22 protein-coding genes and 1 riboswitch are annotated in these 25,417 nt (G+C 61.7%); of the genes, 14 read left to right on the forward strand and 8 right to left on the reverse strand.

Annotated elements, in window-relative coordinates:
* Positions 1–5: 5 nt before the first annotated feature.
* The 3 genes from DKY63_RS22095 to DKY63_RS22110 all read right to left on the reverse strand — a co-directional run bounded on the left by DKY63_RS22095 (position 6) and on the right by DKY63_RS22110 (position 2,500).
* Complete coding sequence (locus DKY63_RS22095) at positions 6–818, reverse strand: aldo/keto reductase (RefSeq protein WP_110966035.1); 813 nt, start codon at positions 816–818, stop codon at positions 6–8.
* A complete protein-coding gene (locus DKY63_RS22100; RefSeq protein ID WP_110966036.1) occupies positions 815–1,990 on the reverse strand; it encodes an NAD(P)/FAD-dependent oxidoreductase in 1,176 nt (391 codons plus the stop codon). Before DKY63_RS22100 ends, DKY63_RS22095 begins: the two co-directional genes overlap by 4 nt.
* Before the next feature lie 177 nt (positions 1,991–2,167).
* Positions 2,168–2,500, reverse strand: coding sequence for a DMT family transporter (locus DKY63_RS22110; RefSeq protein WP_110966038.1), 333 nt, complete (start codon positions 2,498–2,500; stop codon positions 2,168–2,170).
* A 102-nt stretch (positions 2,501–2,602) separates the two neighbouring features.
* On the opposite strand from DKY63_RS22110, the gene DKY63_RS22115 reads away from it, so the two are divergent.
* Together DKY63_RS22115 and waaA are read left to right on the forward strand one after the other, a co-directional pair.
* Complete coding sequence (locus DKY63_RS22115) at positions 2,603–3,523, forward strand: LysR family transcriptional regulator (protein ID WP_110966039.1); 921 nt, start codon at positions 2,603–2,605, stop codon at positions 3,521–3,523.
* On the forward strand, positions 3,516–4,793 hold the full coding sequence (gene waaA / locus DKY63_RS22120) for a lipid IV(A) 3-deoxy-D-manno-octulosonic acid transferase (RefSeq protein ID WP_110966040.1): 1,278 nt from the start codon (positions 3,516–3,518) through the stop codon (positions 4,791–4,793). The genes DKY63_RS22115 and waaA overlap by 8 nt, the downstream gene beginning before the upstream one ends.
* A gap of 99 nt (positions 4,794–4,892) precedes the next feature.
* Here waaA and DKY63_RS22125 read toward each other — a convergent pair whose 3' ends face one another.
* Positions 4,893–6,326, reverse strand: a complete 1,434-nt coding sequence (locus DKY63_RS22125) for a TolC family outer membrane protein (RefSeq protein ID WP_110966041.1) — start codon at positions 6,324–6,326, stop codon at positions 4,893–4,895.
* 193 nt (positions 6,327–6,519) lie between these two features.
* A riboswitch (TPP riboswitch) is annotated at positions 6,520–6,625 on the forward strand.
* A gap of 171 nt (positions 6,626–6,796) precedes the next feature.
* Here DKY63_RS22125 and thiC point away from each other — a divergent pair.
* Both thiC and cytX read left to right on the forward strand, forming a co-directional pair.
* A complete protein-coding gene (gene thiC / locus DKY63_RS22130; RefSeq protein WP_110966042.1) occupies positions 6,797–8,686 on the forward strand; it encodes a phosphomethylpyrimidine synthase ThiC in 1,890 nt (629 codons plus the stop codon).
* Positions 8,687–8,826: 140 nt separating this feature from the next.
* Positions 8,827–10,119 (forward strand): putative hydroxymethylpyrimidine transporter CytX, encoded by a 1,293-nt coding sequence (gene cytX / locus DKY63_RS22135; RefSeq protein ID WP_110966043.1) that lies wholly within the window; start codon positions 8,827–8,829, stop codon positions 10,117–10,119.
* On the opposite strand, the gene DKY63_RS22140 is transcribed toward cytX, so the two are convergent.
* The gene (locus DKY63_RS22140; protein ID WP_110966044.1) at positions 10,088–10,834 is read right to left on the reverse strand and encodes an RsiV family protein; all 747 of its coding nucleotides are present in this window, start codon (positions 10,832–10,834) and stop codon (positions 10,088–10,090) included. The two genes, cytX and DKY63_RS22140, sit on opposite strands and share 32 nt — an antisense overlap.
* A 206-nt stretch (positions 10,835–11,040) precedes the next feature.
* Here DKY63_RS22140 and DKY63_RS22145 point away from each other — a divergent pair, with 206 nt between their 5' ends.
* From DKY63_RS22145 to DKY63_RS22185, 9 genes are all read left to right on the forward strand, one after another.
* Positions 11,041–11,658 (forward strand): NUDIX domain-containing protein, encoded by a 618-nt coding sequence (locus DKY63_RS22145; RefSeq protein WP_110966045.1) that lies wholly within the window; start codon positions 11,041–11,043, stop codon positions 11,656–11,658.
* The gene (locus DKY63_RS22150; RefSeq protein WP_110966046.1) at positions 11,649–12,101 is read left to right on the forward strand and encodes a DUF1249 domain-containing protein; all 453 of its coding nucleotides are present in this window, start codon (positions 11,649–11,651) and stop codon (positions 12,099–12,101) included. Before DKY63_RS22145 ends, DKY63_RS22150 begins: the two co-directional genes overlap by 10 nt.
* Positions 12,102–12,204: 103 nt before the next feature.
* Positions 12,205–13,020, forward strand: a complete 816-nt coding sequence (cpdA, locus tag DKY63_RS22155; RefSeq protein ID WP_110967962.1) for a 3',5'-cyclic-AMP phosphodiesterase — start codon at positions 12,205–12,207, stop codon at positions 13,018–13,020.
* Positions 13,021–13,193: 173 nt separating this feature from the next.
* On the forward strand, positions 13,194–13,802 hold the full coding sequence (locus DKY63_RS22160; protein ID WP_110966047.1) for a YqiA/YcfP family alpha/beta fold hydrolase: 609 nt from the start codon (positions 13,194–13,196) through the stop codon (positions 13,800–13,802).
* 65 nt (positions 13,803–13,867) lie between these two features.
* Positions 13,868–15,775, forward strand: a complete 1,908-nt coding sequence (gene parE / locus DKY63_RS22165; protein ID WP_110966048.1) for a DNA topoisomerase IV subunit B — start codon at positions 13,868–13,870, stop codon at positions 15,773–15,775.
* Complete coding sequence (locus DKY63_RS22170) at positions 15,775–16,764, forward strand: esterase-like activity of phytase family protein (protein WP_110966049.1); 990 nt, start codon at positions 15,775–15,777, stop codon at positions 16,762–16,764. The genes parE and DKY63_RS22170 overlap by 1 nt, the downstream gene beginning before the upstream one ends.
* On the forward strand, positions 16,761–17,285 hold the full coding sequence (locus tag DKY63_RS22175; RefSeq protein WP_110966050.1) for a retropepsin-like aspartic protease family protein: 525 nt from the start codon (positions 16,761–16,763) through the stop codon (positions 17,283–17,285). The genes DKY63_RS22170 and DKY63_RS22175 overlap by 4 nt, the downstream gene beginning before the upstream one ends.
* A 7-nt stretch (positions 17,286–17,292) precedes the next feature.
* Positions 17,293–19,557: a DNA topoisomerase IV subunit A gene (parC, locus tag DKY63_RS22180; protein ID WP_110966051.1), complete on the forward strand. Its 2,265-nt coding sequence runs from the start codon at positions 17,293–17,295 to the stop codon at positions 19,555–19,557.
* Between the two features lie 177 nt (positions 19,558–19,734).
* Complete coding sequence (locus DKY63_RS22185) at positions 19,735–20,448, forward strand: PqiC family protein (RefSeq protein WP_110966052.1); 714 nt, start codon at positions 19,735–19,737, stop codon at positions 20,446–20,448.
* 252 nt (positions 20,449–20,700) lie between these two features.
* Here the strand turns inward: DKY63_RS22185 and DKY63_RS22190 are convergent, their stop codons facing one another.
* Entirely contained in the window at positions 20,701–22,212 is a 1,512-nt protein-coding gene (locus DKY63_RS22190; protein WP_110966053.1) for an AhpA/YtjB family protein, read from the reverse strand.
* 135 nt (positions 22,213–22,347) lie between these two features.
* Between DKY63_RS22190 and serB the strand changes: the two genes are divergently transcribed.
* Positions 22,348–23,562, forward strand: coding sequence for a phosphoserine phosphatase SerB (gene serB, locus DKY63_RS22195; RefSeq protein WP_110966054.1), 1,215 nt, complete (start codon positions 22,348–22,350; stop codon positions 23,560–23,562).
* A gap of 127 nt (positions 23,563–23,689) precedes the next feature.
* Here serB and asd read toward each other — a convergent pair whose 3' ends face one another.
* Positions 23,690–24,550 carry an archaetidylserine decarboxylase gene (gene asd, locus DKY63_RS22200; protein WP_110966055.1) on the reverse strand — a complete coding sequence of 287 codons (861 nt, stop codon included), beginning with the start codon at positions 24,548–24,550 and terminating at the stop codon, positions 23,690–23,692.
* Between the two features lie 18 nt (positions 24,551–24,568).
* Positions 24,569–25,384, reverse strand: a complete 816-nt coding sequence (gene rhdA / locus DKY63_RS22205; RefSeq protein WP_110966056.1) for a thiosulfate sulfurtransferase — start codon at positions 25,382–25,384, stop codon at positions 24,569–24,571.
* Positions 25,385–25,417 lie beyond the last annotated feature (33 nt).

A 25,417-nucleotide genomic window follows, 5' to 3' on the forward strand; every position in this document is an offset into this window, starting at 1 on the left:
CGGCGTCAGTGGCTACGTAGGACCTGGGCTACGGTCGAGACATTATGGGCGAGGTGCAGCGGATTGATGGTCCCGACAATAGCACTGGCAACGCCCGGATGTTCGAACAACAATTCGAAACTCGCGCGCACCGGGTCCACGCCCGGACTTAAACAAACATGGCCGCTGGCGAGGGCTTTTTTTACCAGAATGGCTTTGCCGTGTGCAGCAGCATAGTCAATGACGGGCTTTTCGTTTTGATCGTTCAGATTGTAGGTAACCATCGCGCAGTCACCTTGCTCCAGGGCCTTCAACCCGCCTTCGACGGTCTTGCCGGAAAAGCCGAAACCACGAATCTTGCCTTCGGCCTTGAGCGCAGCGAGGGTTGCGTAAACCTCGCAGTCGTTGAGGATCGCCATGTCGTTGCCGTCGGAGTGCACCAGCACCAGATCGATGAAGTCTGTCTCCAGGCGTTGCAGGCTGCGCTCCACTGACAGTCGGGTGTGGGCGGCGTTGAAGTCGTGGCGGGATTGACCGTCGGCAAACTCTTCGCCGACCTTGCTGACAATCACCCAGTCCTGACGCTGCCCGCGCAGCAGTGGGCCGAGGCGTTCTTCGCTGCGACCATAGGCCGGTGCGGTGTCGATCAGGTTGATGCCCAGGTCGCGGGTGAGCTTGAGCAGCATCCGCGCTTCATCATCGTCGGGGATCTTGAAGCCATTGGGGTACTTCACCCCTTGGTCGCGGCCAAGCTTCACCGTGCCCAGGCCCAGCGGCGAAACCAGAAGGCCGGTGCTGCCCAAGGGGCGATGCAGGTCGTGCAGGGTCGCCTGGCTCATGGCAGCAGTTGCTCCCAGGCCGGGACGCCCATCGGTGGTTTAGGCAGGGGTGGCAGCTCGGTTACGGGGCCGGGTTGGATGCCGTCGCGTTCAAGGCTGGCGATTACCCGGTCGGCAAAGTCCGGTGCCAGCGCCAGTTTGGTGGGCCAGCCCACCAGCAGTCGGCCCTCTTCGGCGAGGAAGGCGTTGTCGGGGCGGGTCAGCCCCGATTGCAGCGGCTCGGCGCGATCCACACGCAAGGTGGCCCATTGCGCGGTGCTGAGGTCGATCCACGGCAATAGCTGGCCGAGTTCTTTCTGCGCAGTGGCGATCTGCTCGGCGGGCTCGCGGTTCACGCCGTCGGTTTCGGCGATATCACCCCCCATGTACCAGACCCACTGACCATCGGCGGCCGGATGGGTCGTTACGGTGAGGCGCGGCTTGGTGCCGCCACCCAGGCAGTGGGCGTACAGCGGTTTGAGGCCCGGGCCCTTGGCGATGATCATGTGCAGTGGGCGGCGCTGCATGGCCGGGTGGGTCAGACCGAGGGCTTCAAGCAGGGATGCCGTGCCGGCGCCAGCACTCAGGACGATGCGTTGCGCGCGAATTTCTCGCTCGTCGATCTTGAGCCCGACCAGTACGCCACTGTCCAGCAGCGGTTCGATCTTCTGACCGGCGAGCAAGCCATCGCCCGCCAGATCGGCCAGGCGCTGGATCAGGCTTGGCACGTCGATCACCAACTCGGCCAGGCGATAGACCTTGCCCTTGAAACGCTTGTCTTGCAGGGCAGGAGGCAGTTGATCGCCCTTGACCTGATCGACGCGTCCGCGCACGGCCTTGCTGGCGAAGAAGCTGGTGAGATTGCCGGCGATAGTGCCGGGGGACCACAGGTAATGGGCTTCGGACAGCAGGCGCACGCCGGACAGATCCAGCTCGCCGTTGCCGGCCATGGCCTCACGCCAGCGGCGAGGCATGTCGGCGATGGCTTCCGAGGCGCCGGTGAGGGCGCCGTGCAGTGCGTACTTGGCACCGCCGTGAATGATGCCCTGGGACTTGATGCTCTGCCCGCCGCCCAGGGTGGCGTTTTCCACCAGTACGGTCGAAAAGCCCTGGCGGCGCAGACGCGCATTCAGCCAGAGGCCGGCGACACCAGCGCCGACAATCAGAACGTCGGTGGAAATAACGGATGGCATGCGGCGACCTCGAGTGTTCAAGACAAGGGCGCAGTATACAGACTCGAAGATTGGAGGGGCTGCTGCACCTGTGGGAGCGAGCTTGCTCGCGATAGCGATAAGTCAGTCAACATTGATGTTGAAGCCAATACCGTCATCGCGAGCAGGCTCGCTCCCACAAGGGATGGTGCCTGGGTATTAGTGGCCGGCAGTTTTGGAGAACAGTTGGATGACAACAACCCCCAGCACAATTAACCCCATCCCCAGAACCGCCGGCACATCCAGCTTCTGCCCATACAGAAACAGCGCGGCAACGCTGACCATCACGATGCCCATGCCGGCCCACACGGCGTAAGCCACGCCCACGGGTACGCTGCGCACCACCAGGGTGAGCATCCAGAAGGCAATGCCATACCCGAGAATGACCAGAATCAACGGCAGCGGGGTGCTGATGCCTTTGACGGCTTTCATCGAAACAGTGGCAATCACTTCGGCGCAGATGGCTATGGCCAGGTAGTAGTAAGCGGTCATGGTTCAATCCTCGTGTGAAGTGTTGCTCTCTGAGGTCGGCATTCTAGAGATTCTCCAGATGCGGTAAAGTCATTACCTATCTGTTCTGAAGATGGGTTGATCATGAACATTCAATGGAATCTGGAGCAGCTGCGCTTGTTTGTGAGCGTAGCGGAGCAGCGTTCGTTTTCCGCTGTGGCGCGGGAGCAGCGCAAGGCGCAGTCAGCGGTCAGCAGTGCGATCGCGCTGCTGGAGGAGGATCTGGGGGTGAGTCTGTTCGACCGCAGCAGTGGCCGCCAGCCGAAACTCACCGAAGCCGGCACGGCCCTACTGGAAGAAGCCCGGGAAGTGCTGCGTCAGTGCGAGCGCCTCAATGGCCGTGCACTGGCGATGATGCGCGGGCAAGAGGCGCGCCTGCGGCTGGCCCAGGACGAGGCGATGCCTTATCAGCCAATCATCGAAAGCTTCGAGGCGCTGGCCGAGCGCTTTCCGAGTCTTGAAGTGCAATTGACCAGCGCCGCCCAGGGCGAAGTGGCGCGCAAACTGGTGGAGCGCCGTGCCGATCTGGGCTTGCTGTTCTTTCACGACCAGATCCCGGAAGCCCTGGAGCGACGAGTGCTCGGCAGTGTGGAAATGGTCACGGTCTGCGGCGCCGGTCATCCGTTGGCGAAACAGGCGCAGGTCAATTGCCAGCAACTGGCCCAGCATCGTCAATTGCTGATGTCGACCCAATCGAGCATTTATCCCGGCAGCGAGCCGGCCAGTCCGGAAGTCTGGCGGGCGGACAGTTTTTACGTCATGGCCGAATGGCTGGTGCGTGGCCTGGGCTGGGCCTGGCTGCCGCGTCATGTGGTGCAATACCCGACCTATCAGGACCAGATGGTCGAGTTGAACAGCGAGTGGACGCCGCCGGCACTGGTGGTGGAACTGGTCTGGCGTCGCGATGAGCCACTGGGTCCCGCAGCGCGCTGGCTGGCCGAACGTTTTGCCGTGCATTTGCAGGCGATCGGCGAAAAAACCGATAAACTCCGCCGCCATGAATAGAACTCTCTACACCGTGCTGTTTTACCTGGGGCTGCCATTGGTGGCGATTCGACTGTGGCTGCGGGCGCGCAAGGCGCCGGCCTATGCCAAACGCATCGGTGAGCGCTTCTCCTACGGGATGCCGGTGATGAACCCCGGTGGCATTTGGGTGCATGCGGTGTCGGTGGGCGAGAGCATTGCCGCCGCGCCTATGATTCGCGCCCTGTTGCAACGTTATCCACAGCTGCCGATCACCGTCACCTGCATGACCCCGACCGGTTCGGAGCGCATCCAGGCGCTGTTCGCCAATGAGCCGCGCATCCAGCACTGCTATCTGCCTTATGACTTGCCGTGCGCGGCGAAACGTTTCCTCGACCGGGTCCGGCCTAAACTCGCGGTGATCATGGAAACCGAGCTGTGGCCCAACCACATCCACCAGTGCGCCAAACGCGGGATTCCCGTGGCCCTGGCCAATGCACGACTGTCGGAACGCTCGGCCAGGGGCTATGGCCGCTTCGCTAAATTGACCGGACCGATGCTCGCCGAAATGAGCTTGTTCGCGGTGCAGACCGAAGCCGAGGCGCAGCGATTCCGTGACTTGGGCGCGCGGACGGAAACCGTGGAAGTCACCGGTTCGATCAAGTTTGATCTGACCATCGACCCGCAATTGTTGCAGCGTGCCGCCGAGCTGCGTGGGCAATGGCAGGCGCAAGAGCGCCCGGTGTGGATCGCCGCCAGTACCCACGACGGCGAAGACGAGGTGGTGCTGGCGGCCCATCGTCGGCTGCTGGCGAGCCATCCCGATGCCTTGCTGATCCTGGTGCCGCGCCATCCCGAGCGCTTCAATCCGGTGTTCGAATTGTGCCGCCAGCAAGGGTTTGCCACGGTCAGGCGTTCCAGCGGCGAGCCGGTTACCGCCGGCACTTCGGTGTTGCTGGGCGACACCATGGGCGAGCTGCTGTTTCTCTACGCGCTGGCCGACAGTGCCTTCGTCGGTGGCAGCCTGGTGCCCAATGGCGGGCATAACCTGCTGGAGCCGGCGGCGCTGGCCAAACCGGTGCTCGCAGGTCCGCACCTGTTCAACTTCCTCGAAATTGCCGCGCAGTTACGCAGCGCCGGGGCGTTGCAGGAGGTGGAAGATGCCGAGGGGTTGGCCCTGGCGGTGCAGCGTCTGTTCGAGTTACCGCGCGATGCACAGCGGATGGCGGAGGCGGGGCTGAAGGTGATGCGTACCAATCAGGGCGCGTTGCAGCGGTTGCTGGATGGGTTGGGGCGGTTGATCGAGCGGTAGGGATTGGCGGCGTACACAAATCCTGTAGGAGCAAGGCTTGCCCGCGATGGCGTCCTTGAGATCGCTATCGCGAGCAAGCTTTGCTCCTACAGGTTTTTCTTAAGGTCTGGCTTTGAGCTGCTCAGCCGCAGCCTTGGCCAGGTCCGGCGGCAGGAAGTCCTTGTCCGGGTTGTAATCGGGCTTGAGCCAGCGCGCCAGATCCTGCAGATCCCCAGGGTTCAACGTCCCGGCTTGTTGTTTCAATTTCAGATTGTCGAGGATGTAGTCGTAGCGGGTGTTGTTGTAGTCCCGCACGGAGGTGTACAGCGAACGCTGCGCATCCAGCACGTCGACAATGTTTCGTGTCCCCACCTGGTAGCCGATCTCGGTCGCTTCCACCGCGCTCTGGTTGGAGATGATCGACTGCTTGCGCGCCTGGACCTGTTCGACGTCGGTATTCACCGCGCGGTGCAGGTCGCGGGTGTTTTCCACGATGGACCGGCGCAGGGATTCGCGTTGCTGCTCGGTCTGATCCAGTTGGGCATACGACTGACGCACCTGGGAATTGATCAGGCCACCGCTGTAGATCGGAATGTTCAGTTGCAGCCCCACCGACGTTTGCTCGACGGGACCACCGTACGGTACCGGGAAGCCATTGGGGTTACTGAAGCCCAGTGCGTCGTTGTCGCCCTTCTCGTATTTGGCCACCGCATCGACCGTCGGCGCATGCCCGGCCTTGCGTTGCTTGAGGGTTTGCTCGGCGGCGCTGACCGCGTAATTGCTGGCCAACAGATTGAGGTTCTGCTGAGCAGCCGTTTCGACCCAGGCCTTGGCGTCGTTCGGCGCGGGCGGCAGGATCGGCAGACTGTGCTTGATGCCCTGGATCGAGTTGTAGCGACGGTTGGTCAGGGTGACCAACGCTTCGAACGCATCATCCACCTGACGCTGCGCCACGATGCGGTTGGCCCGCGCGGTGTCATAGCTGGCCTGTGAGTTCAGCACGTCGGTCTTGTCCGACAGGCCGACATCGAAGCGTTCATTGGACTGATCGAGCTGACGCTTGAACGCGGCTTCCTCGGCCTTGGTCGAGGCCAGGTTGTCCTGACTGCGCAGCACGTTGAAATAGGTGTCGGCGGTTTGCAGGATCAGGTTCTGTTGAGTCGCCGAAAGCTGCAGCGCAGCCTGCTCGTTAACGTCCTTGGCCGCCTGGAACTGGAACCAGCGATCGGCGCGGAACAGCGGTTGCGCCAGGGTGGCCTGGTACGAGTGGGCGTCACGGTTGGCGGTGGCCGAAGGCTGATCGAGCTTGGTGCGCACGGCAGTCACATCGGCGCCGCCCGACAGGTTGGGCAGCAGGCCGGCGCGGGCCTGGGGCACGACTTCTTTCTGCGCGCCGTATTGGGCAATGGCGGCCGCGAGGTCGGCGTTGTTGTCCACCGCTTCCTGATAAACGCTGACCAGGTCGGTCTTGGTCGATAAGGGCGCTTCTGCTGCCCAGGCCATTCCATTGGACGCACAAGACACGGCAACGGCCAGTGAGAGTTTGCGCAGCATTCGGCGATCCCTAGAAAATTACACTGATAATTTGAGCGCCAAGGCTAAGGCGCGGCACCTGCAGCGTCAATGCAAGGCAGGGCCGTTGCGAGTGTAGTTGCGCACACGTTTGGCAACAATCCTGTAATTGCGCCATTCATCACGGTGTTTATCGCGGTGTTGGCGTTCTTTGCCAGTTATGTCTAGACTGGCCACGTTCTTGTCGGGGTGCCTTGCTATGAGGCTGAGATCGAATAATTTCGGATCCCGTTGAACCTGATCAGGTTAGCGCCTGCGTAGGGAACAAGATTTCTCGTCACCCGGCGAGTCCTCTTGTGCTTCGTCCGGGATGTTGTTCGACAATCGAACACCCCTCGAGCACTGAGCACAGCACCCATTGGCTGGATGTATTCGCTGGTGGGTCGCGTCCATTCGTTACAGGTTCGCTCCGACAAAATTCCACTGCCTGGATGCTGTCTGGAGAGCCTGTGATGACCACAAAAGCAAAAATCGCCACCAACCTGAGTGACTCGGCCAAGGTCGATCAGCAGTCGGTTCAGCCGTTTACCCGCTCGAAAAAAATCTACGTTCAGGGCAGCCGTCCCGACATCCTCGTGCCGATGCGCGAAATCAGCCTCGACGTGACGCCGACCGACTTCGGCGGCGAGGTCAACGCACCGGTCACGGTCTACGACACTTCCGGCCCGTACACCGACCCCAACGTCATCATCGACGTGCGCAAAGGCCTGGCCGACGTGCGTTCGCCATGGATCGAAGCCCGTGGCGACACCGAACGCCTGAGCGGTCTGAGCTCGAATTTCGGCCAGGAACGCCTCGCCGATCCGGAACTGACCAAGCTGCGGTTTGCCCACGTCAACAACCCGCGTCGCGCCAAGGCCGGCGCCAACGTCACCCAGATGCACTACGCCCGCCAAGGCATCATCACCGCCGAGATGGAATACGTCGCCATCCGCGAAAACATGAAGCTGGAAGTGGCCCGCGCCGCCGGCCTGCTGGATCAGCAACACGCCGGTCACAGCTTCGGCGCCAGCGTGCCGAAAATCATCACCCCCGAATTCGTCCGTGACGAGATCGCCCGCGGCCGCGCGATCATTCCGGCCAACATCAACCACACCGAACTGGAACCGATGATCATCGGCCGTAACTTCCTGGTGAAGATCAACGGCAACATCGGCAACAGCGCCCTGGGTTCGTCCATCGAAGAAGAAGTGGCGAAACTGACCTGGGGCATTCGCTGGGGTTCGGACACGGTCATGGACCTGTCCACCGGCAAGCACATTCACGAAACCCGCGAGTGGATCATCCGCAACTCGCCGGTGCCGATTGGCACTGTGCCGATCTACCAGGCCCTGGAAAAGGTTAATGGCGTCGCCGAGGATCTGACCTGGGAGCTGTTCCGCGACACGTTGATCGAACAGGCCGAGCAGGGCGTCGACTATTTCACCATCCACGCCGGCGTATTGCTGCGCTACGTACCGATGACCGCCAAGCGCGTGACCGGCATCGTTTCCCGAGGTGGTTCGATCATGGCCAAGTGGTGCCTGGCGCATCACAAGGAAAACTTCCTCTACACCCATTTCGAAGACATCTGCGAAATCATGAAGGCCTATGACGTCAGCTTCTCGCTGGGCGATGGCCTGCGTCCGGGATCGATTGCCGATGCCAACGACGAAGCGCAGTTCGGCGAGCTGGAGACCCTCGGCGAGCTGACCAAGATTGCCTGGAAGCATGATGTGCAGTGCATGATCGAAGGCCCGGGCCACGTGCCGATGCAGTTGATCAAGGAGAACATGGACAAGCAGCTGGAGTGCTGCGACGAAGCGCCGTTCTACACCCTCGGCCCACTGACGACCGACATTGCGCCGGGCTACGACCACATCACCTCCGGCATCGGTGCGGCAATGATCGGCTGGTTCGGTTGCGCCATGCTCTGCTACGTGACGCCGAAGGAACACCTGGGCTTGCCGAACAAGGATGACGTGAAGACCGGGATCATCACCTACAAGATCGCCGCCCATGCCGCCGATCTGGCCAAAGGGCATCCGGGCGCGCAGATCCGCGACAATGCCCTGAGCAAGGCGCGCTTCGAATTCCGTTGGGAAGACCAGTTCAACCTGGGCCTGGATCCGGACACCGCCCGTTCGTATCACGATGAAACCCTGCCGAAGGATTCGGCCAAGGTCGCGCACTTCTGTTCCATGTGCGGGCCGAAATTCTGCTCGATGAAAATCACCCAGGAAGTGCGTGAGTACGCGGCCAACCAGCGGATCGAAGCGGTGGACGTGGACGTCGCCCAGGGCATGGCCGAACAGGCCGAGCGCTTCAAGCAGGAAGGCAGTCAGCTGTACCAGAAAGTTTGATCTGACCTGAAAAGGCGGGGCCTGAAAGGGCCTCTTCGCGAGCAGGCTCGCTCCCACATGGGAATGCAATCTCCTGTGGGAGCGAGCCTGCTCGCGAAGGCGATCTACACAACAACAAATGTCCCTCTGAGATAACACCCTTGAGCATTCAACCCAGCACGTATTCACCCGATATCGCAGTGCCAACCGAAAAACGTGTGTTCGGCGGCCGCGATCTGTTTTCCCTGTGGTTCTCCCTTGGCATCGGCCTGATGGTCCTGCAGACCGGTGCCTTGCTCGCACCCGGCCTTGGCCTGTCCGGATCGTTGCTGGCGATTTTCCTCGGCACGCTGGTCGGCGTTCTGTTGCTGGCCGCGGTCGGCGTGATCGGCAGCGACACCGGCCTGTCGTCGATGGCCGCGCTCAAGCTCAGCCTCGGTGCCAAGGGCGCGAGCCTGCCGGCGGTGCTGAACCTGCTGCAACTGATCGGTTGGGGCTCGTTCGAAATCATCGTCATGCGCGACGCCGCCAGTCTGTTGGGCGCCCGTGCCTTCAGCGAAGGCAGTCTGCTGTCCAATCCAATGCTGTGGACGTTGTTCTTCGGTGCATTGGCGACCCTGCTCGCCGTCAGCGGTCCGTTGACGTTCGTGCGGCAGATCCTGCGCAAGTGGGGCATCTGGCTGCTGTTGGCCGCCTGCACCTGGCTGACCTGGAACCTGTTTGCCAAGGCTGACCTGGCCGCGTTGTGGGCCCAGGCCGGTGACGGCTCGATGCCGTTCGCCGTGGGTTTCGACATCGCCATCGCCATGCCGCTGTCGTGGCTACCGCTGATTGCCGACTACTCGCGTTTCGGCAAGCGCGCGAAAAACGTCTTCGGTGGCACCGCCATCGGCTTCTTTATCGGCAATTTCTGGCTGATGAGCCTGGGTGTGGCCTACACCCTGGCGTTCGCGCCGAGTGGTGAAGTCAATGCCTTGCTGTTGGCCCTGGCCGGTGCGGGCCTCGGGATTCCGCTGCTGCTGATTCTGCTCGATGAGTCGGAAAACGCCTTTGCCGATATTCACTCGGCGGCGGTGTCCAGCGGGATTCTGTTGCGCATGAAGGTCGAGCACCTGGCGCTGGCGATTGGCGTGGTCTGCACCTTGATCGCTTTGCTGGCGCCTTTGGCTCAGTACCAGAACTTCCTGCTGTTGATCGGTTCGGTGTTTGCGCCGCTGTTCGGCGTGGTGCTGGTGGATCACTTCATCCTGCGCAAGCGCAGTGGCCAGGTGGCGTCAGCCGCATTGCGCTGGCCGGCGCTGCTCGCCTGGCTGGGCGGGATCAGCACCTATCATCTGTTGGCCAACCTGTACCCGGACGTCGGTGCAACCCTGCCGGCGCTGGTCCTGGCAGGGCTGTTGCAACTGGTGCTGGGTCGTACCTTCAGCTACGGCCGGGAAACAGCTCGGGCTTGAGAATGCCATTGAGGCGAGGGTAGGGGATCTTCAGTTCGACATGGCCCAGCGCGTAAGGCGCGATGGTGGTGGTGTCGTACTTGAGGATCACCCCGCCATAGGTCAGCGCCACGTTCTGGGTTTTCTGGAACGGCCAGTTCTTGACGAACTCCGGTTCCTGATCGAGCTTGGTGCTGATCAGCCAGCTGTTGTGGGCGACCTGCGCGGCTTTCCAGAACGCTTCTTCCTGCCCCGGCACCAGCATGTCCGACAGCGTCAGCACCCGGTGTTCCTGGCGTGAATAGTTGATGAAGCCTCGACCCGGCATGCCATGGGCACCACCGGTGTCCAGGTAGCTGGACAATTCGACGATCACCAAGCCGTCATGCTGCTCGCGTACCTTCGATTGCAGATAGCTGCTGTTGCGGGGACCTGCGTTGCGCAAGAACTGCTCGCGGTAAGCGGCCAGCGTTGGCGCGGCCGGGCTGTCGGGGGAGGTGCGGGTCATTTGCAGCAGGCGTTTTTCGATGATGCCGTCCAGCGCAGGCTCGGTGGGAAAGTGCACAGTGTCGATGTTCACCAGCGGGCAGTCCTGGTTCGCGCAACCTGGCTTGAGCTGTTCGCTGGCGTCACGGGTTGTCTCCAGCGGCACACGATAGTTGGGTTGGAACAGGCTCTGGCAGGCACCCAGGGTCAGGGCGATAGCGGCCGCGGAGGCCATTTTAAAAAGCGACATGGGTGTCCTTCATAAAACAGGGAAAGGCAAAAAGTTACCCGCTTCGACTCTCAACGACGCAATCAGTTCGCCACTAAGCTAATTAGAGTGGGTTTCGCCTTCACCGTCTATCCCGCTGACGGGAAAGAGGCTGCATCAAACGGCGCGGGCGCGTTAGGATGGCGCGAAGTCGAGGCTGGAGCCTCGTTGTAGACACGAGGAACGTCATGACCGATTTTGCCCATACCATTCCGACCGCCGTCGATATCGTTCGGCGCGAAAAGTGCTTCGAGGGCTTCTACAAGCTCGATCGCGTGCACTTGCGTCACGAATTGTTCTCCGGTGGCATGAGTCGTGAAATCAACCGTGAGCTGTTTGTTCGCCACGATGCGGTATGTGTGCTGCCTTACGATCCGCAGCGCGACGAAGTGGTGCTGCTCGAGCAGTTTCGCGTCGGTGCCCTGGGCAAGACCGACAATCCCTGGCTGGTCGAACTGGTCGCTGGTCTGATCGACCGGGATGAACAACCGGAAGAAGTTGCTCGCCGCGAAGGGCAGGAGGAAGCTGGGGTTGTATTCGGGGCACTGTGGCCGATGACCAAGTATTTTCCATCGCCCGGTGGCAGTGATGAATTCGTCCACCTGTACCTGGGGCGTTGCGAGACAACCGGGGTCGGCGGCCTGCATGGGCTGGAGGAAGAGGCAGAAGATATCCGCGTCACGGTGTGGGCCTTTGATGATGCCCTGCAAGCCGTACGCGACGGGCGTATTGCCAACGCGGCCACGATCATTGCCTTGCAATGGCTGGCTTTGAACCGCGTTGAAGTGAGGGGGTTATGGTCGTAAACAAGCTGCGCGATCGCTATCGGGTGGATCTGGCAGGGCTGCAAGCGTCCTGCGAGGCGAATTACGCGCGCCTGATGCGACTGTTGCCGGACATGCGCAGCGAGCCAGCGGCGCGGCGCATTGCCGTGACCCATGGCGACCAGATGCTCGGGGTGCTGGCGCTGGAAGTGCTGCAGGTCTGTCCCTACACCACCACCCTGCAAGTGCGCCAGGAGCACAGCCTGCCGTGGTTGCCGGTGCCGCAACTGGAAGTGCAGGTCTATCACGACGCCTGCATGGCCGAAGTGGTCAGCGCCGAACATGCCCGGCGCTTTCGCGGCATCTACCCGTACCCGAACGCCTTCATGCACCAGCCTGATGAAAAGGCCCAATTGAACATGTTCCTGGGTGAGTGGCTGAGCCATTGTCTGGCGTTGGGGCATGAGTACGAAGTAGTACGTTAACGTTCTTGTGAACTGCGTCAGGTTCGCCGATTCCCCTTTTCGCTCGTCCCCCAGCATAATTGCGCCACTGACCCCTTCCGTGATCACGCCCTGGGAGAACGCCTTGCCGAGCGTATCCACATTGACCGCCGCCGATCCGGCGCTGCTGGTGCAACTCTCCGACAGCCACCTGTTTGCCGAGGCAGACGGTGCGCTATTGGGCATGAAAACCCGCGAGAGCCTGCAGAAAGTCATCGAACTGGTGCGTGCGCAGCAGCCACGGATCGATCTGATCCTGGCCACCGGTGACCTGTCCCAGGACGGCACGCTGGAGTCTTACCAGCAATTTCGCGACGCGACCCGGCAGCTCGATGCGCCGACGCGCTGGATTCCCGGTAATCACGACGAGCCGTTGATCATGGCCGAAGCTGCCGTGGAGAGTGCGTTGCTGGAGTCGGTGGTGGACATTGGCAACTGGCGCGTCACCTTGCTTGATTCGGCGGTGCCAGGCTCGGTGCCGGGGTATTTGCGCGACGACCAGTTGCAACTGCTGGCCCGTTCGTTGAGCGAGGCGCCGCAGCGCCATCATCTGGTGTGTTTCCATCACCATCCGGTGTCCATCGGTTGTGCCTGGATGGAGCCGATCGGGCTGCGCAATCCCGACGCGCTGTTCGCGGTGCTGGATCGTTTTCCACAGGTGCGCGCCGTGCTCTGGGGGCATGTGCATCAGGAAATCGATCAGTTTCGCAACGATGTGCGCCTGATGGCTTCGCCTTCGACCTGCATTCAGTTCGAGCCGGGTAGCGAGGACTTCAAGGTCGGGGAACAGGCGCCGGGTTATCGCTGGTTGCGGTTGTTGCCGGATGGGCGACTGGAAACCGGTGTGGAGCGGGTCACCGGGTTCGATTTCCAGGTCGATTACGGCTCCAACGGCTACTGACAGAGTCGCCCTCTGTAGGAGCACGGCTTGCCGGCGATGGCGATTTCAAGGATGCCATCGCCGGCAAGCCGTGCTCCTACAGGGGGCATATTCATTTCCAGGGTTGCTGATCCCCAACTCGCCCCGACACCCTGTAAACTCCGCCTTCCTTACCCGTCGCCCAGGGAGTTCCAATGTCCGGCTCGATCCTCTACATCCACGGTTTCAACAGCGCGCCCGCCTCGAAAAAGGCCACGGTGTTGAGCGAAGTGATGGGACGCCTGGGCCTGAGCGATCATCTGCGCGTCCCGGCCTTGCATCACCATCCCCGCGAGGCCATTGGCCAGCTGGAGCGGGCGATTGCCGAGCTCGATCGGCCATTGCTGGTCGGCAGCTCGCTCGGCGGCTACTATGCGACTCATCTGGCCGAGCGTCATGGCTTGAAAGCCCTGTTGATCAACCCTGCTGTCAGTCCGCACCGGATGTTCGACGGATTCCTGGGAACACAGAAAAACCTGTATACCGATGAGACCTGGGAACTGACCCACGACCATGTGACGGCCCTGGCCGAGCTGGAAGTGCCGGCGCCGCAGGACCCGCATCGTTATCAGGTGTGGTTGCAGACCGGGGACGAAACGCTGGATTATCGCCTCGCCCAGCAGTATTACCGGGCCTGTGCCTTGCGTATCCAGGCGGGCGGTGACCATAGTTTCCAGGGGTTCGCCACACAGATCCCGGCGATGCTGAGTTTTGCCGGCATTGGTGCGGACCTGTATCAGGCTATTGATTTCACGACACTGTGACACTGCCCCTCTTATATTGAATTTTTTTCACTGAACAGCTTTTCACTGAAGGACGACGAGACCCCATGGCCACTCCCAGCGCTAGCTCTTATAACGCCGACGCCATCGAAGTCCTCTCGGGCCTCGACCCGGTGCGCAAGCGCCCCGGCATGTACACCGACACCAGTCGCCCGAACCACCTCGCCCAGGAAGTCATCGACAACAGTGTCGACGAAGCCTTGGCCGGGCATGCCAAATCGGTGCAGGTCATCCTGCACGCCGACCACTCGCTGGAAGTCTGTGACGATGGTCGTGGCATGCCGGTGGACATTCACCCCGAAGAAGGTGTGTCGGGCGTCGAGCTGATCCTCACCAAGCTCCACGCGGGCGGTAAATTCTCCAACAAGAACTACCAGTTCTCCGGCGGTCTGCACGGGGTGGGTATTTCCGTGGTCAACGCCCTGTCGACGCAAGTGCGGGTGCGGGTCAAGCGCGACGGCAATGAATACCAGATGACCTTCGCCGATGGCTTCAAGGCCACCGAGCTGGAAGTCGTTGGTACTGTCGGCAAGCGCAACACCGGCACCAGCGTGTACTTCGCCCCAGACCCGAAATACTTCGATTCACCGAAATTCTCCATCAGCCGCCTCAAGCACGTGCTCAAGGCCAAGGCCGTGCTGTGCCCGGGGCTGCTGGTCAGTTTTGAGGACAAGGCCACCGGCGAGAAAGTCGAATGGCATTACGAAGACGGCCTGCGTTCCTATCTGGTCGACGCCGTCAGCGGGTTCGAGCGCCTGCCGGACGAGCCATTCTGCGGCAGCCTGGCCGGTAACAAGGAAGCGGTGGACTGGGCGCTGCTGTGGTTGCCCGAAGGTGGCGACGCAGTGCAGGAAAGTTACGTCAACCTGATCCCGACCGCCCAGGGTGGTACCCATGTCAACGGCCTGCGTCAGGGCTTGCTCGATGCCATGCGCGAGTTCTGCGAGTTCCGCAACCTGCTGCCGCGTGGCGTGAAGCTGGCGCCGGAAGACGTCTGGGAGCGCATCGCGTTCGTGCTGTCGATGAAGATGCAGGAGCCGCAATTCTCCGGCCAGACCAAGGAACGCCTGTCCTCCCGTGAAGCGGCGGCGTTCGTCTCCGGTGTGGTCAAGGATGCCTTCAGCCTGTGGCTCAACGCCCACCCGGAAACCGGCCTGGCGCTGGCCGAACTGGCGATCAACAACGCCGGTCGTCGCCTGAAGGCCAGCAAGAAAGTCGAGCGCAAGCGCATCACCCAGGGGCCGGCGTTACCGGGCAAACTCGCCGACTGCGCCGGGCAGGACCCGATGCGTTCCGAGCTGTTCCTGGTGGAAGGTGACTCCGCCGGCGGTTCGGCCAAGCAAGCGCGGGACAAAGAGTTCCAAGCGATCCTGCCGTTGCGCGGCAAGATCCTCAATACTTGGGAAGTCGACGGCAGCGAAGTACTGGCCAGCCAGGAAGTGCACAACATTGCCGTGGCCATTGGCGTCGATCCGGGCGCCGAGGACATGAGCCAGCTGCGCTACGGCAAGATCTGCATTCTCGCCGACGCCGACTCCGACGGCCTGCACATCGCGACCTTGCTCTGTGCATTGTTCGTCCAGCACTTCCGCGCGCTGGTGGAGGCCGGTCACGTCTACGTCGCCATGCCGCCGCTGTACCGCATCGACCTGGGCAAGGAAATCTACTACGCCCTGGACGAAGCCGAGCGCGATGGCATCCTCGACCGTCTGGTCGCCGAGAAGAAACGCGGCAAGCCACAGGTCACCCGATTCAAGGGCCTGGGCGAAATGAACCCGCCGCAGCTGCGTGAAACCACCATGGATCCGAACACCCGTCGCCTGGTGCAACTGACCCTGGGCGAAGATTTCGCCACGACCTCGGAAATGATGGACATGCTGCTGGCGAAAAAACGTGCAGGTGACCGCAAGACCTGGCTGGAGTCCAAGGGCAACCTGGCCGAGGTGCTGAGCTGATGCGTCAGGGCTTTGCCCTGGCGTGTGCGTTGCTGCTGACCTCGATCACGGTCTCTGCCGAACCGGCACCCCAACTGCGACTGTTGTCCGAGCATGCCGTCGAAGGCATGCGCGGCGGCAACCTGTCGGGACTGGCTCAGTGCGGCAAGGAGCTGTGGGCGGTTTCCGACCGTGACGATGACCAGATCTATCGCCTCGAAACCGGCGACGGCGTCTGGCACGCCGAAACGGTCGGCATCGGCGTGCCTCCCGTGCCGGACAGCGGTTTGCCCTGGGGGCTGCGCGCCCGTGCCTGGGTCGCGTCATTTGTGCGGGGCGGCGATCTGGATTTCGAAGGCATCACCTGCGACAGCGCCGGCAATCGCTATGTCGTCAGCGAGGCTCACGCCGCCGTGTTGCAGATTCCGCCAACGGGGCCGACGTCCTGGCTGAAGATTTCCCCGCTCATGGTGCGTGAAGCACGGGCCAGGGGCATGTTGTTGAACTTCAATGCGGTGTTCGAAGGCCTGGCGGTCAGTCCGGAAGGTGACAAGTTGTGGCTGGCTGCCGAGCGCGAGAGTCGCGGATTGTTGCTGATCAAGCGCAAGCAGACGGTCTGGGATTGCGACGGTGGCTGTGTGCTGCTGAGCGAAGCCGGTAAGGAAATGCAGCCCGCGCAGTTTCCCAAGGCCAAACCGATGCCCAAGGATTTCGCCGATCTGTCGCTGTACAACGGCAAGCTGTTTACCCTCGAACGTAATGCCTACGAAATTTGCCGCCGTGACGCGGAAACGGCCAAGGTCGAGCGCTGCTGGTCGTATGCCGAAGACGCGTTGCAGGAAAATCGGCGTTACCCGCAACCCTTCGGGTTGGCGGAAGCCCTGGTGATCGACGACGAAGGCGCCTGGATCGGCATCGACAACAACAATGATGCCCGCGCCGATGGTGAGGTACGTCCGATCGTCTGGCGCTTCGCCGCGCCTGAGGGTGGCTGGAGCGCCAAACCGTGAGCCAGCAGGCGCCGGGCAAGCGCGCCGGTCGGGTGCTGTTGATCGTGGCGTGGTGTGCCGCGCTGTTTCTGGCGACGCGATTCTTCGGTGAGTGGGAAGCGCGACAGCAGAACCCGAATGTGGTGGTCAGCTCGGAACAGAACAACGGTTTTATCGAGGTGAAACTGGTCAGCAACGCCCAGGGGCATTTTGTCGCCAGCGGCCATATCAACGGCCAGCCGGTGGATTTCATGCTCGACACCGGGGCGACGGACGTGGCGATTCCGGCGGACCTGGCCAGTCGCTTGAAGCTTGAAGAAGGTTTCGGTGTGACCCTGAGCACGGCCAATGGCCTGAGCCAGGGCTATCGCACCCGTATCGACCGCCTGCAACTGGGCGACATCGTGCTGCGGGATGTCCGCGCATTGGTGGCGCCCGGCCTGCATGGCGATCAGGTGCTGCTCGGCATGAGCGCCCTGAACAAACTTGAATTTACCCAGCGCGGTGGCACCATGCTGCTGCGCCAGACAACGAACCGATGAGGCCCGCATGAGCGACATCCTTGCAGACAGCTTAGATGGCGTAGAACGCCGATCGCTGGCTGACTTCACCGAAAATGCCTACCTCAACTACTCCATGTACGTGATCATGGACCGTGCCCTGCCACATATCGGCGACGGCCTGAAGCCCGTACAGCGGCGCATCGTCTACGCCATGAGCGAGTTGGGGCTGGATGCCGACTCCAAGCACAAGAAATCGGCGCGTACCGTCGGTGACGTGCTCGGTAAGTTCCACCCCCACGGTGACTCGGCGTGCTACGAAGCCATGGTGTTGATGGCCCAGCCGTTCAGCTATCGCTACACGCTGGTCGACGGCCAGGGCAACTGGGGTGCGCCGGACGATCCCAAATCCTTCGCCGCCATGCGTTATACCGAAGCGCGGCTGTCGCGTTATTCCGAAGTGCTGCTCAGCGAGCTGGGGCAGGGCACTGCGGACTGGGGGCCGAACTTCGACGGCACCCTCGACGAACCGCTGGTATTGCCGGCCCGTTTGCCGAACATCCTCCTCAACGGCACCACCGGTATCGCCGTGGGCATGGCCACCGACGTTCCGCCGCACAACCTGCGGGAAGTCGCCAGCGCCTGCGTGCGCCTGCTCGATGAGCCAAAAGCCACGGTCGAACAGCTCTGCGAACACATCCAGGGCCCGGATTATCCGACCGAAGCGGAAATCATCACGCCGCGCGCCGAACTGCTGAAGATGTACGAAACCGGCAAAGGCTCGGTGCGCATGCGCGCCGTTTACCACATCGAAGACGGTGACATCGTCGTCACCGCGCTGCCGCATCAGGTCTCCGGGGCCAAGGTCCTGGAGCAGATCGCCGCGATGATGCAGGCCAAGCCGTCCAAGGCGCCGCAGGTCGCGGACTTGCGCGACGAGTCGGACCACGAGAACCCGTGCCGCATCGTGATCATCCCGGTCAACAGCCGCGTCGATCATGAAGCGCTGATGCAGCACCTGTTCGCCACCACTGACCTGGAGTCCAGCTACCGGGTCAACGTCAATATCATTGGTCTGGACGGCAAGCCGCAGCTGAAGAATCTGCGCGCCTTGCTGGTGGAATGGCTGGAATTCCGCGTCCTGACCGTCCGTCGGCGTCTGCAATTCCGCCTCGACAAGGTCGAGCGTCGCCTGCACCTGTTGGACGGTTTGCTGATTGCCTACCTCAACCTGGATGAAGTGATCCACATCATCCGTACTGAGGAGCATCCGCGAGCCAAGCTGATCGAGCGCTTCGCCCTGAGCGAAATCCAGGCCGATTACATCCTCGACACCCGTTTGCGTCAGTTGGCGCGACTGGAAGAAATGAAGCTGCGTGCCGAACAGGATGAACTGCTCAAGGAACAGGCCAAGCTGCAAGCCCTGCTGAGCAGCGAAGCCAAGCTGAAGAAGCTCGTGCGCAGCGAGCTGATCAAGGATGCCGAAACCTATGGCGATGACCGTCGGTCGCCAATCGTCGAGCGCGCCGAAGCCAAGGCCCTGACCGAAACCGAGCTGCTGCCGAACGAAAAAATCACCGTCGTTCTGTCGGAAAAAGGCTGGGTTCGTTCCGCCAAGGGTCATGAAATCGACGCGACCGGGCTTTCCTACAAGGCCGGGGACGGCTTCAAGACCTCGGCGGCCGGGCGTTCCAATCAGTTTGCGGTGTTTATCGACTCCACCGGACGCAGCTATTCGGTGGCCGCGCATACCTTGCCATCGGCCCGGGGTCAGGGCGAGCCGTTGACCGGCCGTCTGACGCCGCCGCCAGGGGCGAGTTTCGAATGCGTGCTGATGCCTGAGGACGATGCGTTGTACGTCATCGCGTCCGATGCCGGTTACGGTTTCGTGGTCAAGGGTGAAGACCTGCAGGCCAAGAACAAGGCGGGCAAGGCGCTGTTGAGCCTGCCGAACAACGCGAAGGTGATCGCGCCACGCCCGGTGGCCGATCGTGAGCAGAACTGGCTGGCATCGGTGACCACCGAAGGTCGCCTGCTGATCTTCAAGATCAGCGATCTGCCACAATTAGGTAAGGGAAAAGGCAACAAGATCATCGGGATTTCGGGTGAGCGGGTCGCCAGTCGCGAGGAGTTTGTCACGGACATCGCCGTCATACCGGAAGGCGCTACGTTGGTGCTGCAGGCTGGAAAACGTACCTTGTCACTGAAAGCGGACGACCTCGAACACTACAAGGGTGAGCGTGGGCGTCGGGGTAACAAGTTGCCACGTGGCTTCCAGCGGGTAGATGCGCTGCTCGTCGAAAACCTCAATTAGGCGTACTAGAGGCGCCGATCTACGATTTAACGCGTAGATCGTCGCTTTGACGCTGGAGTCGGAGCGCATATTCACGGATGATATGCCCTTTCAAGCGCCGGCGTGGCCGAGCGTTCTTCATATTTGTTGAGTATTTTCACTGTGATGGGCCTTATGGCGATCACCTGGATGGGGACGATGACTGCTCTGCGCCTTCCTTTTATTTTCATGCTCGCCGGCCTGCTTGGCCTGGCGGGTTGCAGCGTGCACCAGCCGGTGTCGCTGTATCAACTGGACAGCGGAAGTCCGGTTCAGCCTGCGCAAAGCGCTGGCATGGCGGTATTGCTGGGTCCGGTAACCGTTGCCGACTATCTGCAGCGTGAAACCCTGTTGCAGCGTCAGCCGGATGGCAGCCTGCAAGCTTCGACCGATGGCCGTTGGGCGGGCAGCCTGTCTTCGGACATCGATCAATTGCTGCTGCGCCAGGTGTCCGGTCATCTGGACAGTCAGCGAGTCGTGTTGGCACCCGCTACCACGGGCTTCACCCCGGATGTGCAGGTGCTGCTGACCATCACTCGCCTGGATTCGGGCGAAAAGCAGCCGGCGATCCTCGATGCCCAGTGGCGTCTGATCGACCGTCGTGGTCAGGTGCGTGACAACCGCATCATTCACCTTCAGGAGTTGCACGCCGGCACCACCGCCGCCCAGGTTCAGGCCCAGGGCGCGTTGTTGCAGAAACTCGCCGAGCAACTCTCGGTCGCGCTCAAGCCGCTGGCCAACCAGCCGCCAATCGCCGAAGCCCCGAAAAAGCCGGCCGCCAAGCCTGTGGCGCCAGCGGCGGAAGCGGAAAAACAGCCGAAGATTCCGATGGCGGCACCGATCCGCACCGATATGGAAGTGTTCCGCTTCTAAGTCTGGATCGATAAAAGACAAAGCCCGCACTGATGCGGGCTTTGTTGTTTCTGCGGGCTGGAATCTGTGCTGTCTGTCCTGGCCCCATCGCGGGCAAGCCTTGCTCCCACAGGTTCTGCGTCGTACATGCGACACGAACACAACTACAAAACCTGTAGGAGCAAGGCTTGCTCGCGATGAGGCCGGCACAGGCAACAAAAAAGCCCGCAGACGATCACTTGTGTGCGGGCTTTTGTACATCAGGGCTGAAGCTTACGCCCGACGCTCATGCATCCGCGCCAGCTGCCGCTCCAGCATCGACGGATAAGGCTCCATCAATCGCTCGACACAGCACGCACCCTCAGGGCTGGCAATCGGTCGGATCCGCGCACGCTGACGGATCAGCGCATCGTCACTGATCTTGCGCTCCACCAGCAGCAGGTTGCGGCTGTGTTGAGACAGGGCCAGGGCATCCTGGGCCGGGTCGGTCAGCAACAGGTCGATCTGGCTCAGGCCGAACAGTTCGTCACCCAGGGTCAGACCCAGCTGCAATTGCAGGGTGATGCCGCTGTCGGCAACTTCGATCTGCAACTGGTGGCCCAGTGCGCGCAGCAGCTCGCCGCAGCAAATGGCGTTGGTCAGGTAATCGTCGCCGCTGTCCTCGGTGTGGAACAGCATCAGCGTGCTGCCATCGTTCAGGGTGTGCAGCTCGCTCTGATAAAGCGATGCAGCCTGATCGAGGCAGTCGCGATAGCGCTTGAGCAGTTCTTCCAGTCGGGTGCGGGGCAGGCGTCGCAGTTGCTCCTGGGAGCCCAATTGCACGGCCAGGACCGCGCTGTGTTGCGGCACGCTGGGTTTGGCCATCGGCTTGGCCGGGCTGTCTTCCGATTCATCGAGCAGATCGGCGAAGGCATCGTCGTCATCATCTTCGACGGTGCTGACAGCTCGCCGTGGTGCCGCCTTCACTGCGGGCATCGGGCGGCTTTCATCAAAGCTCGGATCACGCAGGTTACGCACTTCGAAGCCAGGTTCCGCATCGTCGTAATCGTTGTCGTCGAATTCGGGCTCCGGCACAGGTTCGGGCTCGGCCGGTTCCGGGGCGAAGTCGGCGTGCAGTTGGCGCGCCAGGTCGCCGATCTCGTCCTGACGTTCGATGCCCGGGGTGTGCTCGTCGATGCGACGCAGCCACACGCGCAGTTGCAGGAGCGGGGTAGTGATGTGCCGGCCCAGGCGCAGGCTCAAGGCCAGAGACAGCGCCAGCAGAATCGCACTCAGGATGCCCATGCTCTGCAGGCTGATGGTCATCGGCTGCTGGAACTGGTCCATGTCCAGGCTGATGCGCAGCTGGCCGGCGGTCACGTCCTGGAAGGTGATCTTGCTCTGGTAGATGCCTTCGGCCTCGCCCAGCAGGCCGTGCTTGGGACGCTGACCGGATTCGGCAAGGATGCGGTTATCCATGCTGTAGATGGCGGCGTGGGCCACCAGCTTGTTCTTGGTCAGGTTATTGAGCAGCACGTTGAGGCTGAGGATGTCGTTGGACACCAGCAGCTCGGTGGCGGAGGTCGCGGTCTGCGTCGTCAGGCTTTCACCCAGCGCATCCGCCTGCTCGTGCATGGCCTGCTTGAACTGCAAGCCCATCACGCCGGCATAGATCACCAGGGCCAGAGCGACCAGGATCACGTTATGACTGGCAATGCGCAATGCAATCGGTACACGGCGATGGCGCAGTGCCCGGAAGATCAGCAGAAAGAAGTTATCGGTTTTTACTGGCGTGGGCCGGTTCACTTGAGCTCGGCTCTTTTGTCCGTGAAGTTGACGCGCAGTATAGCGACAGGCCCTAGACCGGCAAAGCGCTCACGGTGCCCGATGGTCACTGAAAGTGGGTAGAATGCGGTTTTTTTCCACTTGCGGGGGTGCGCCTTGCGCGAAATCGTCCTGATAAACATCACCGGATCCGATCGTCCGGGTCTGACTGCGGCCATTACCGGCGTTCTGGCCCAGGGTGGTGTGAACATTCTCGACATCGGTCAGGCGGTGATCCACGACACCCTGTCGTTCGGCATCCTGGTTGAAATTCCCGACACCGAACAGGGTCGGTCTGTCCTCAAGGACATCCTGTTCAAAGGCTATGAACTGGATCAACAGGTGCGTTTCACGCCTGTGTCCGAGCAGGATTACCAGCAGTGGGTTGGTAACCAGGGCAAGAAGCGCCACATCGTGACGCTGCTGACGCGCAAGGTGACCGCCGGTCAATTGCAAGCCGTGAGTTCGATCACCGCCAAGTACGGCCTGAACATTGACCACATCGATCGGTTGTCCGGGCGCATGCCGCTGGATACCCCGGCCGATAAAGGCAAAGGCTGCATCGAGTTTTCCGTACGCGGCGAAGCAGCCGATCCGCAGGCATTGCGTGCTGAATTCCTCAGCGTGGCCCAGGAACTCAACGTCGACATCGCCTTCCAGGAAGATTCGCTGTTCCGTCGCAACCGTCGTCTGGCGGTGTTCGACATGGACTCGACCCTGATCGAAGCCGAGGTCATCGACGAACTGGCCAAGGCTGCCGGGGTAGGCGACAAGGTCTCGGAAATTACCGAGCGCGCCATGGCCGGTGAACTGGATTTCCGTGCCAGCTTCAAGGAGCGCCTGGCCTTGCTCAAAGGTCTGGATGTCGGTGTGCTGGACTCGATCGGCGCTTCGTTGCGTCTGACCGAGGGTGCCGAAACCCTGTTCGCCGAACTCAAGCGCCTGGGCTACAAGACAGCCATTCTGTCGGGTGGCTTCACCTACTTCGCCAAGCAATTGCAGGCGAAGCTGGGCATCGACTATGTATTCGCCAATGAACTGGAAGTGGTCGACGGCAAGGTGACCGGCGTGGCGATCGAGCCGATTGTCGATGCGCAGCGCAAGGCTGATCTGCTGAAGGAGCTGGCGCACAAGGAAGGTTTGCGGCTGGAGCAGACCATTGCGGTCGGCGACGGTGCCAACGACTTGCCGATGCTGGCGATTGCCGGATTGGGTGTTGCGTTCCGTGCCAAGCCGCTGGTCAAGCAGTCGGCCAAGCAGGCGATTTCGACCCTGGGTCTTGATGGTGTGCTGTATCTGCTGGGCTTGCGCGATCGCGACGGCCAGCTCTAACCCCGCGAAACCACTGTAGGAGCGAGCCTGCTCGCGATGAACCCGAGAGCGACGCGTGCATTCAGAATGCCCGCGTCATCGTTAACGTCCATCGCGAGCTTGCTCGCTCCTACAGTGACGAGGTCTATCAGGCTTTTGGCGAGCCCATGCCCTGACCCATCCGCACCGGCGATCCCGCCACCAGCTCTTCTGCCCACTTCACCTGATCCGGCCCGAACAGCACCACAGCGGTCGAACCCAGTTTGAAGCGACCCAGCTCGGCACCCTTTTCCAGATGGATAGGCGCACGCGCGGCTTCGTCGTAGCGGAAAGTTTTCAGCTCGCGCTTCGGCGGAGTGACCAGGCCGGCCCACACCGTTTCGATCGACGCCACGATCATCGCGCCCACCAGCACCACGGCCATCGGCCCGCGCTCGGTGTCGAAAATGCACGCCACGCGCTCATTGCGGGCGAACAGTTCCGGAACGTTTTCGGCGGTGGTCTGGTTGACCGAGAACAGGCGACCCGGGATGTAGACCATCTCGCGCAGGGTGCCGGCCAGCGGCATGTGCACGCGGTGGTAGTCCTTCGGCGACAGGTAGATGGTGGCGAAATCACCGCCCATGAACGGCGCGGCGTTGGCAGCATCGCCACCCAGCAATTCCAGCACGCTAAAACTGTGGCCCTTGGCCTGGAACACACGACCGTGTTCGATCGGGCCAAGCTGGCTGACCGCACCGTCGGCGGGGCTGAGAATCGCACCCGGGGTTTCGTCCAGTGGGCGCGCACCGTCTTTTAATGCGCGGGTGAAGAAGGCGTTGAAGTGTTCGTAGGCAGTCAGGTCTTCGACCAACGCCTCGGACATGTTCACCTGATAACGCTTGGCGAACCAGGCGGTGAAGGCATTCTTGAACCAGCGCACGCGGCATTCGGCGATGCAGCCGGCCAGTCGCGAGAGCAGGTTATGGGGCAGCAGGTATTGGCTGATGATAAACAGACGCTTGTTCATTAACGGTCCTTAAAAACCTTAATTCTCTACAGGGGTGTCGGGATGATTGCCCCATTCGCCCCAGGAGCCGGCGTAACCCTTGACCCGCGGATAACCGAGGGACTTGGCCACCAGATACGTGAAGCCGGACCGGTGATGGGTCTGGCAGTGGGTAATGATTTCCTTGTCGGGCGTGATGCCCAGCTTTTCGAGGATTTGCGGCATGTCAGTGCGAATACGCAGCTGGCGTGCCTGATCCATGCCGGCAGTCCATTCGAAATTGACCGCGCCGGGGATGTGCCCGCCCTTGGCGGCCAGGACTTTCTCGCCGGAGTATTCCAGCGGTCCGCGCGCGTCCCAGATCGCCAGGTCGGCCGCGCCGAGACGGCTTTGCAGGTATTCGCGGGTGGCGGTGGGTTCATCGTGCAGGGTCAGTGCAACCGGGCCGCCAACGGCAGGCGGGACCTGGATCGACATGGGCAATCCCGCTGCCAGCCAGGCCGGCAGGCCACCGTCGATATAGTGATACTTGTGATGGCCGATCACATCCAGCAGCCAGATGAATCGCCCGGCCCAGCCGCCGCCTTCGTCGTCATAAACCACGTAGACCGCATCAGGGTTGTGTCCCAGCTCACCGAACAGGGCTTCGAGTGCCGCTTGTGGCGGCATCAGCCCCGGCGCAGGTGCCTGGCCCAGTTGGGTGCGTTTCGGGTCGACAAAACGCGCGCCCGGAATGTGCCCTTCGGTATAGCGGGCGCTGCTGGTCAGGTCGACCAGAATCAGATCGCGGGCTTCGAGGCGAGGGAGCAAGTCGCTCGGCTCGATGACCAGCGGCAAGCCAGAGAAGTCAGACATGTGAGGTCTCCAGAGCACAAAAAGTGAGGATTG

Source organism: Pseudomonas putida (assembly GCF_003228315.1).
Lineage (GTDB): Bacteria > Pseudomonadota > Gammaproteobacteria > Pseudomonadales > Pseudomonadaceae > Aquipseudomonas > Aquipseudomonas putida_S.

What these genes read in the sequence shown, in the direction of transcription:
- DKY63_RS22095 (WP_110966035.1), bottom strand. Translation starts at nt 818, where the DNA reads ATGAGCCAGGCGACCCTGCACGACCTGCATCGCCCCTTGGGCAGCACC.
- DKY63_RS22100 (WP_110966036.1), bottom strand. Translation starts at nt 1,990, where the DNA reads ATGCCATCCGTTATTTCCACCGACGTTCTGATTGTCGGCGCTGGTGTC.
- DKY63_RS22110 (WP_110966038.1), bottom strand. Translation starts at nt 2,500, where the DNA reads ATGACCGCTTACTACTACCTGGCCATAGCCATCTGCGCCGAAGTGATT.
- DKY63_RS22115 (WP_110966039.1), top strand. Translation starts at nt 2,603, where the DNA reads ATGAACATTCAATGGAATCTGGAGCAGCTGCGCTTGTTTGTGAGCGTA.
- waaA (WP_110966040.1), top strand. Translation starts at nt 3,516, where the DNA reads ATGAATAGAACTCTCTACACCGTGCTGTTTTACCTGGGGCTGCCATTG.
- DKY63_RS22125 (WP_110966041.1), bottom strand. Translation starts at nt 6,326, where the DNA reads ATGCTGCGCAAACTCTCACTGGCCGTTGCCGTGTCTTGTGCGTCCAAT.
- thiC (WP_110966042.1), top strand. Translation starts at nt 6,797, where the DNA reads ATGACCACAAAAGCAAAAATCGCCACCAACCTGAGTGACTCGGCCAAG.
- DKY63_RS22140 (WP_110966044.1), bottom strand. Translation starts at nt 10,834, where the DNA reads ATGTCGCTTTTTAAAATGGCCTCCGCGGCCGCTATCGCCCTGACCCTG.
- DKY63_RS22145 (WP_110966045.1), top strand. Translation starts at nt 11,041, where the DNA reads ATGACCGATTTTGCCCATACCATTCCGACCGCCGTCGATATCGTTCGG.
- DKY63_RS22150 (WP_110966046.1), top strand. Translation starts at nt 11,649, where the DNA reads ATGGTCGTAAACAAGCTGCGCGATCGCTATCGGGTGGATCTGGCAGGG.
- DKY63_RS22160 (WP_110966047.1), top strand. Translation starts at nt 13,194, where the DNA reads ATGTCCGGCTCGATCCTCTACATCCACGGTTTCAACAGCGCGCCCGCC.
- parE (WP_110966048.1), top strand. Translation starts at nt 13,868, where the DNA reads ATGGCCACTCCCAGCGCTAGCTCTTATAACGCCGACGCCATCGAAGTC.
- DKY63_RS22170 (WP_110966049.1), top strand. Translation starts at nt 15,775, where the DNA reads ATGCGTCAGGGCTTTGCCCTGGCGTGTGCGTTGCTGCTGACCTCGATC.
- parC (WP_110966051.1), top strand. Translation starts at nt 17,293, where the DNA reads ATGAGCGACATCCTTGCAGACAGCTTAGATGGCGTAGAACGCCGATCG.
- DKY63_RS22185 (WP_110966052.1), top strand. Translation starts at nt 19,735, where the DNA reads ATGACTGCTCTGCGCCTTCCTTTTATTTTCATGCTCGCCGGCCTGCTT.
- asd (WP_110966055.1), bottom strand. Translation starts at nt 24,550, where the DNA reads ATGAACAAGCGTCTGTTTATCATCAGCCAATACCTGCTGCCCCATAAC.
- rhdA (WP_110966056.1), bottom strand. Translation starts at nt 25,384, where the DNA reads ATGTCTGACTTCTCTGGCTTGCCGCTGGTCATCGAGCCGAGCGACTTG.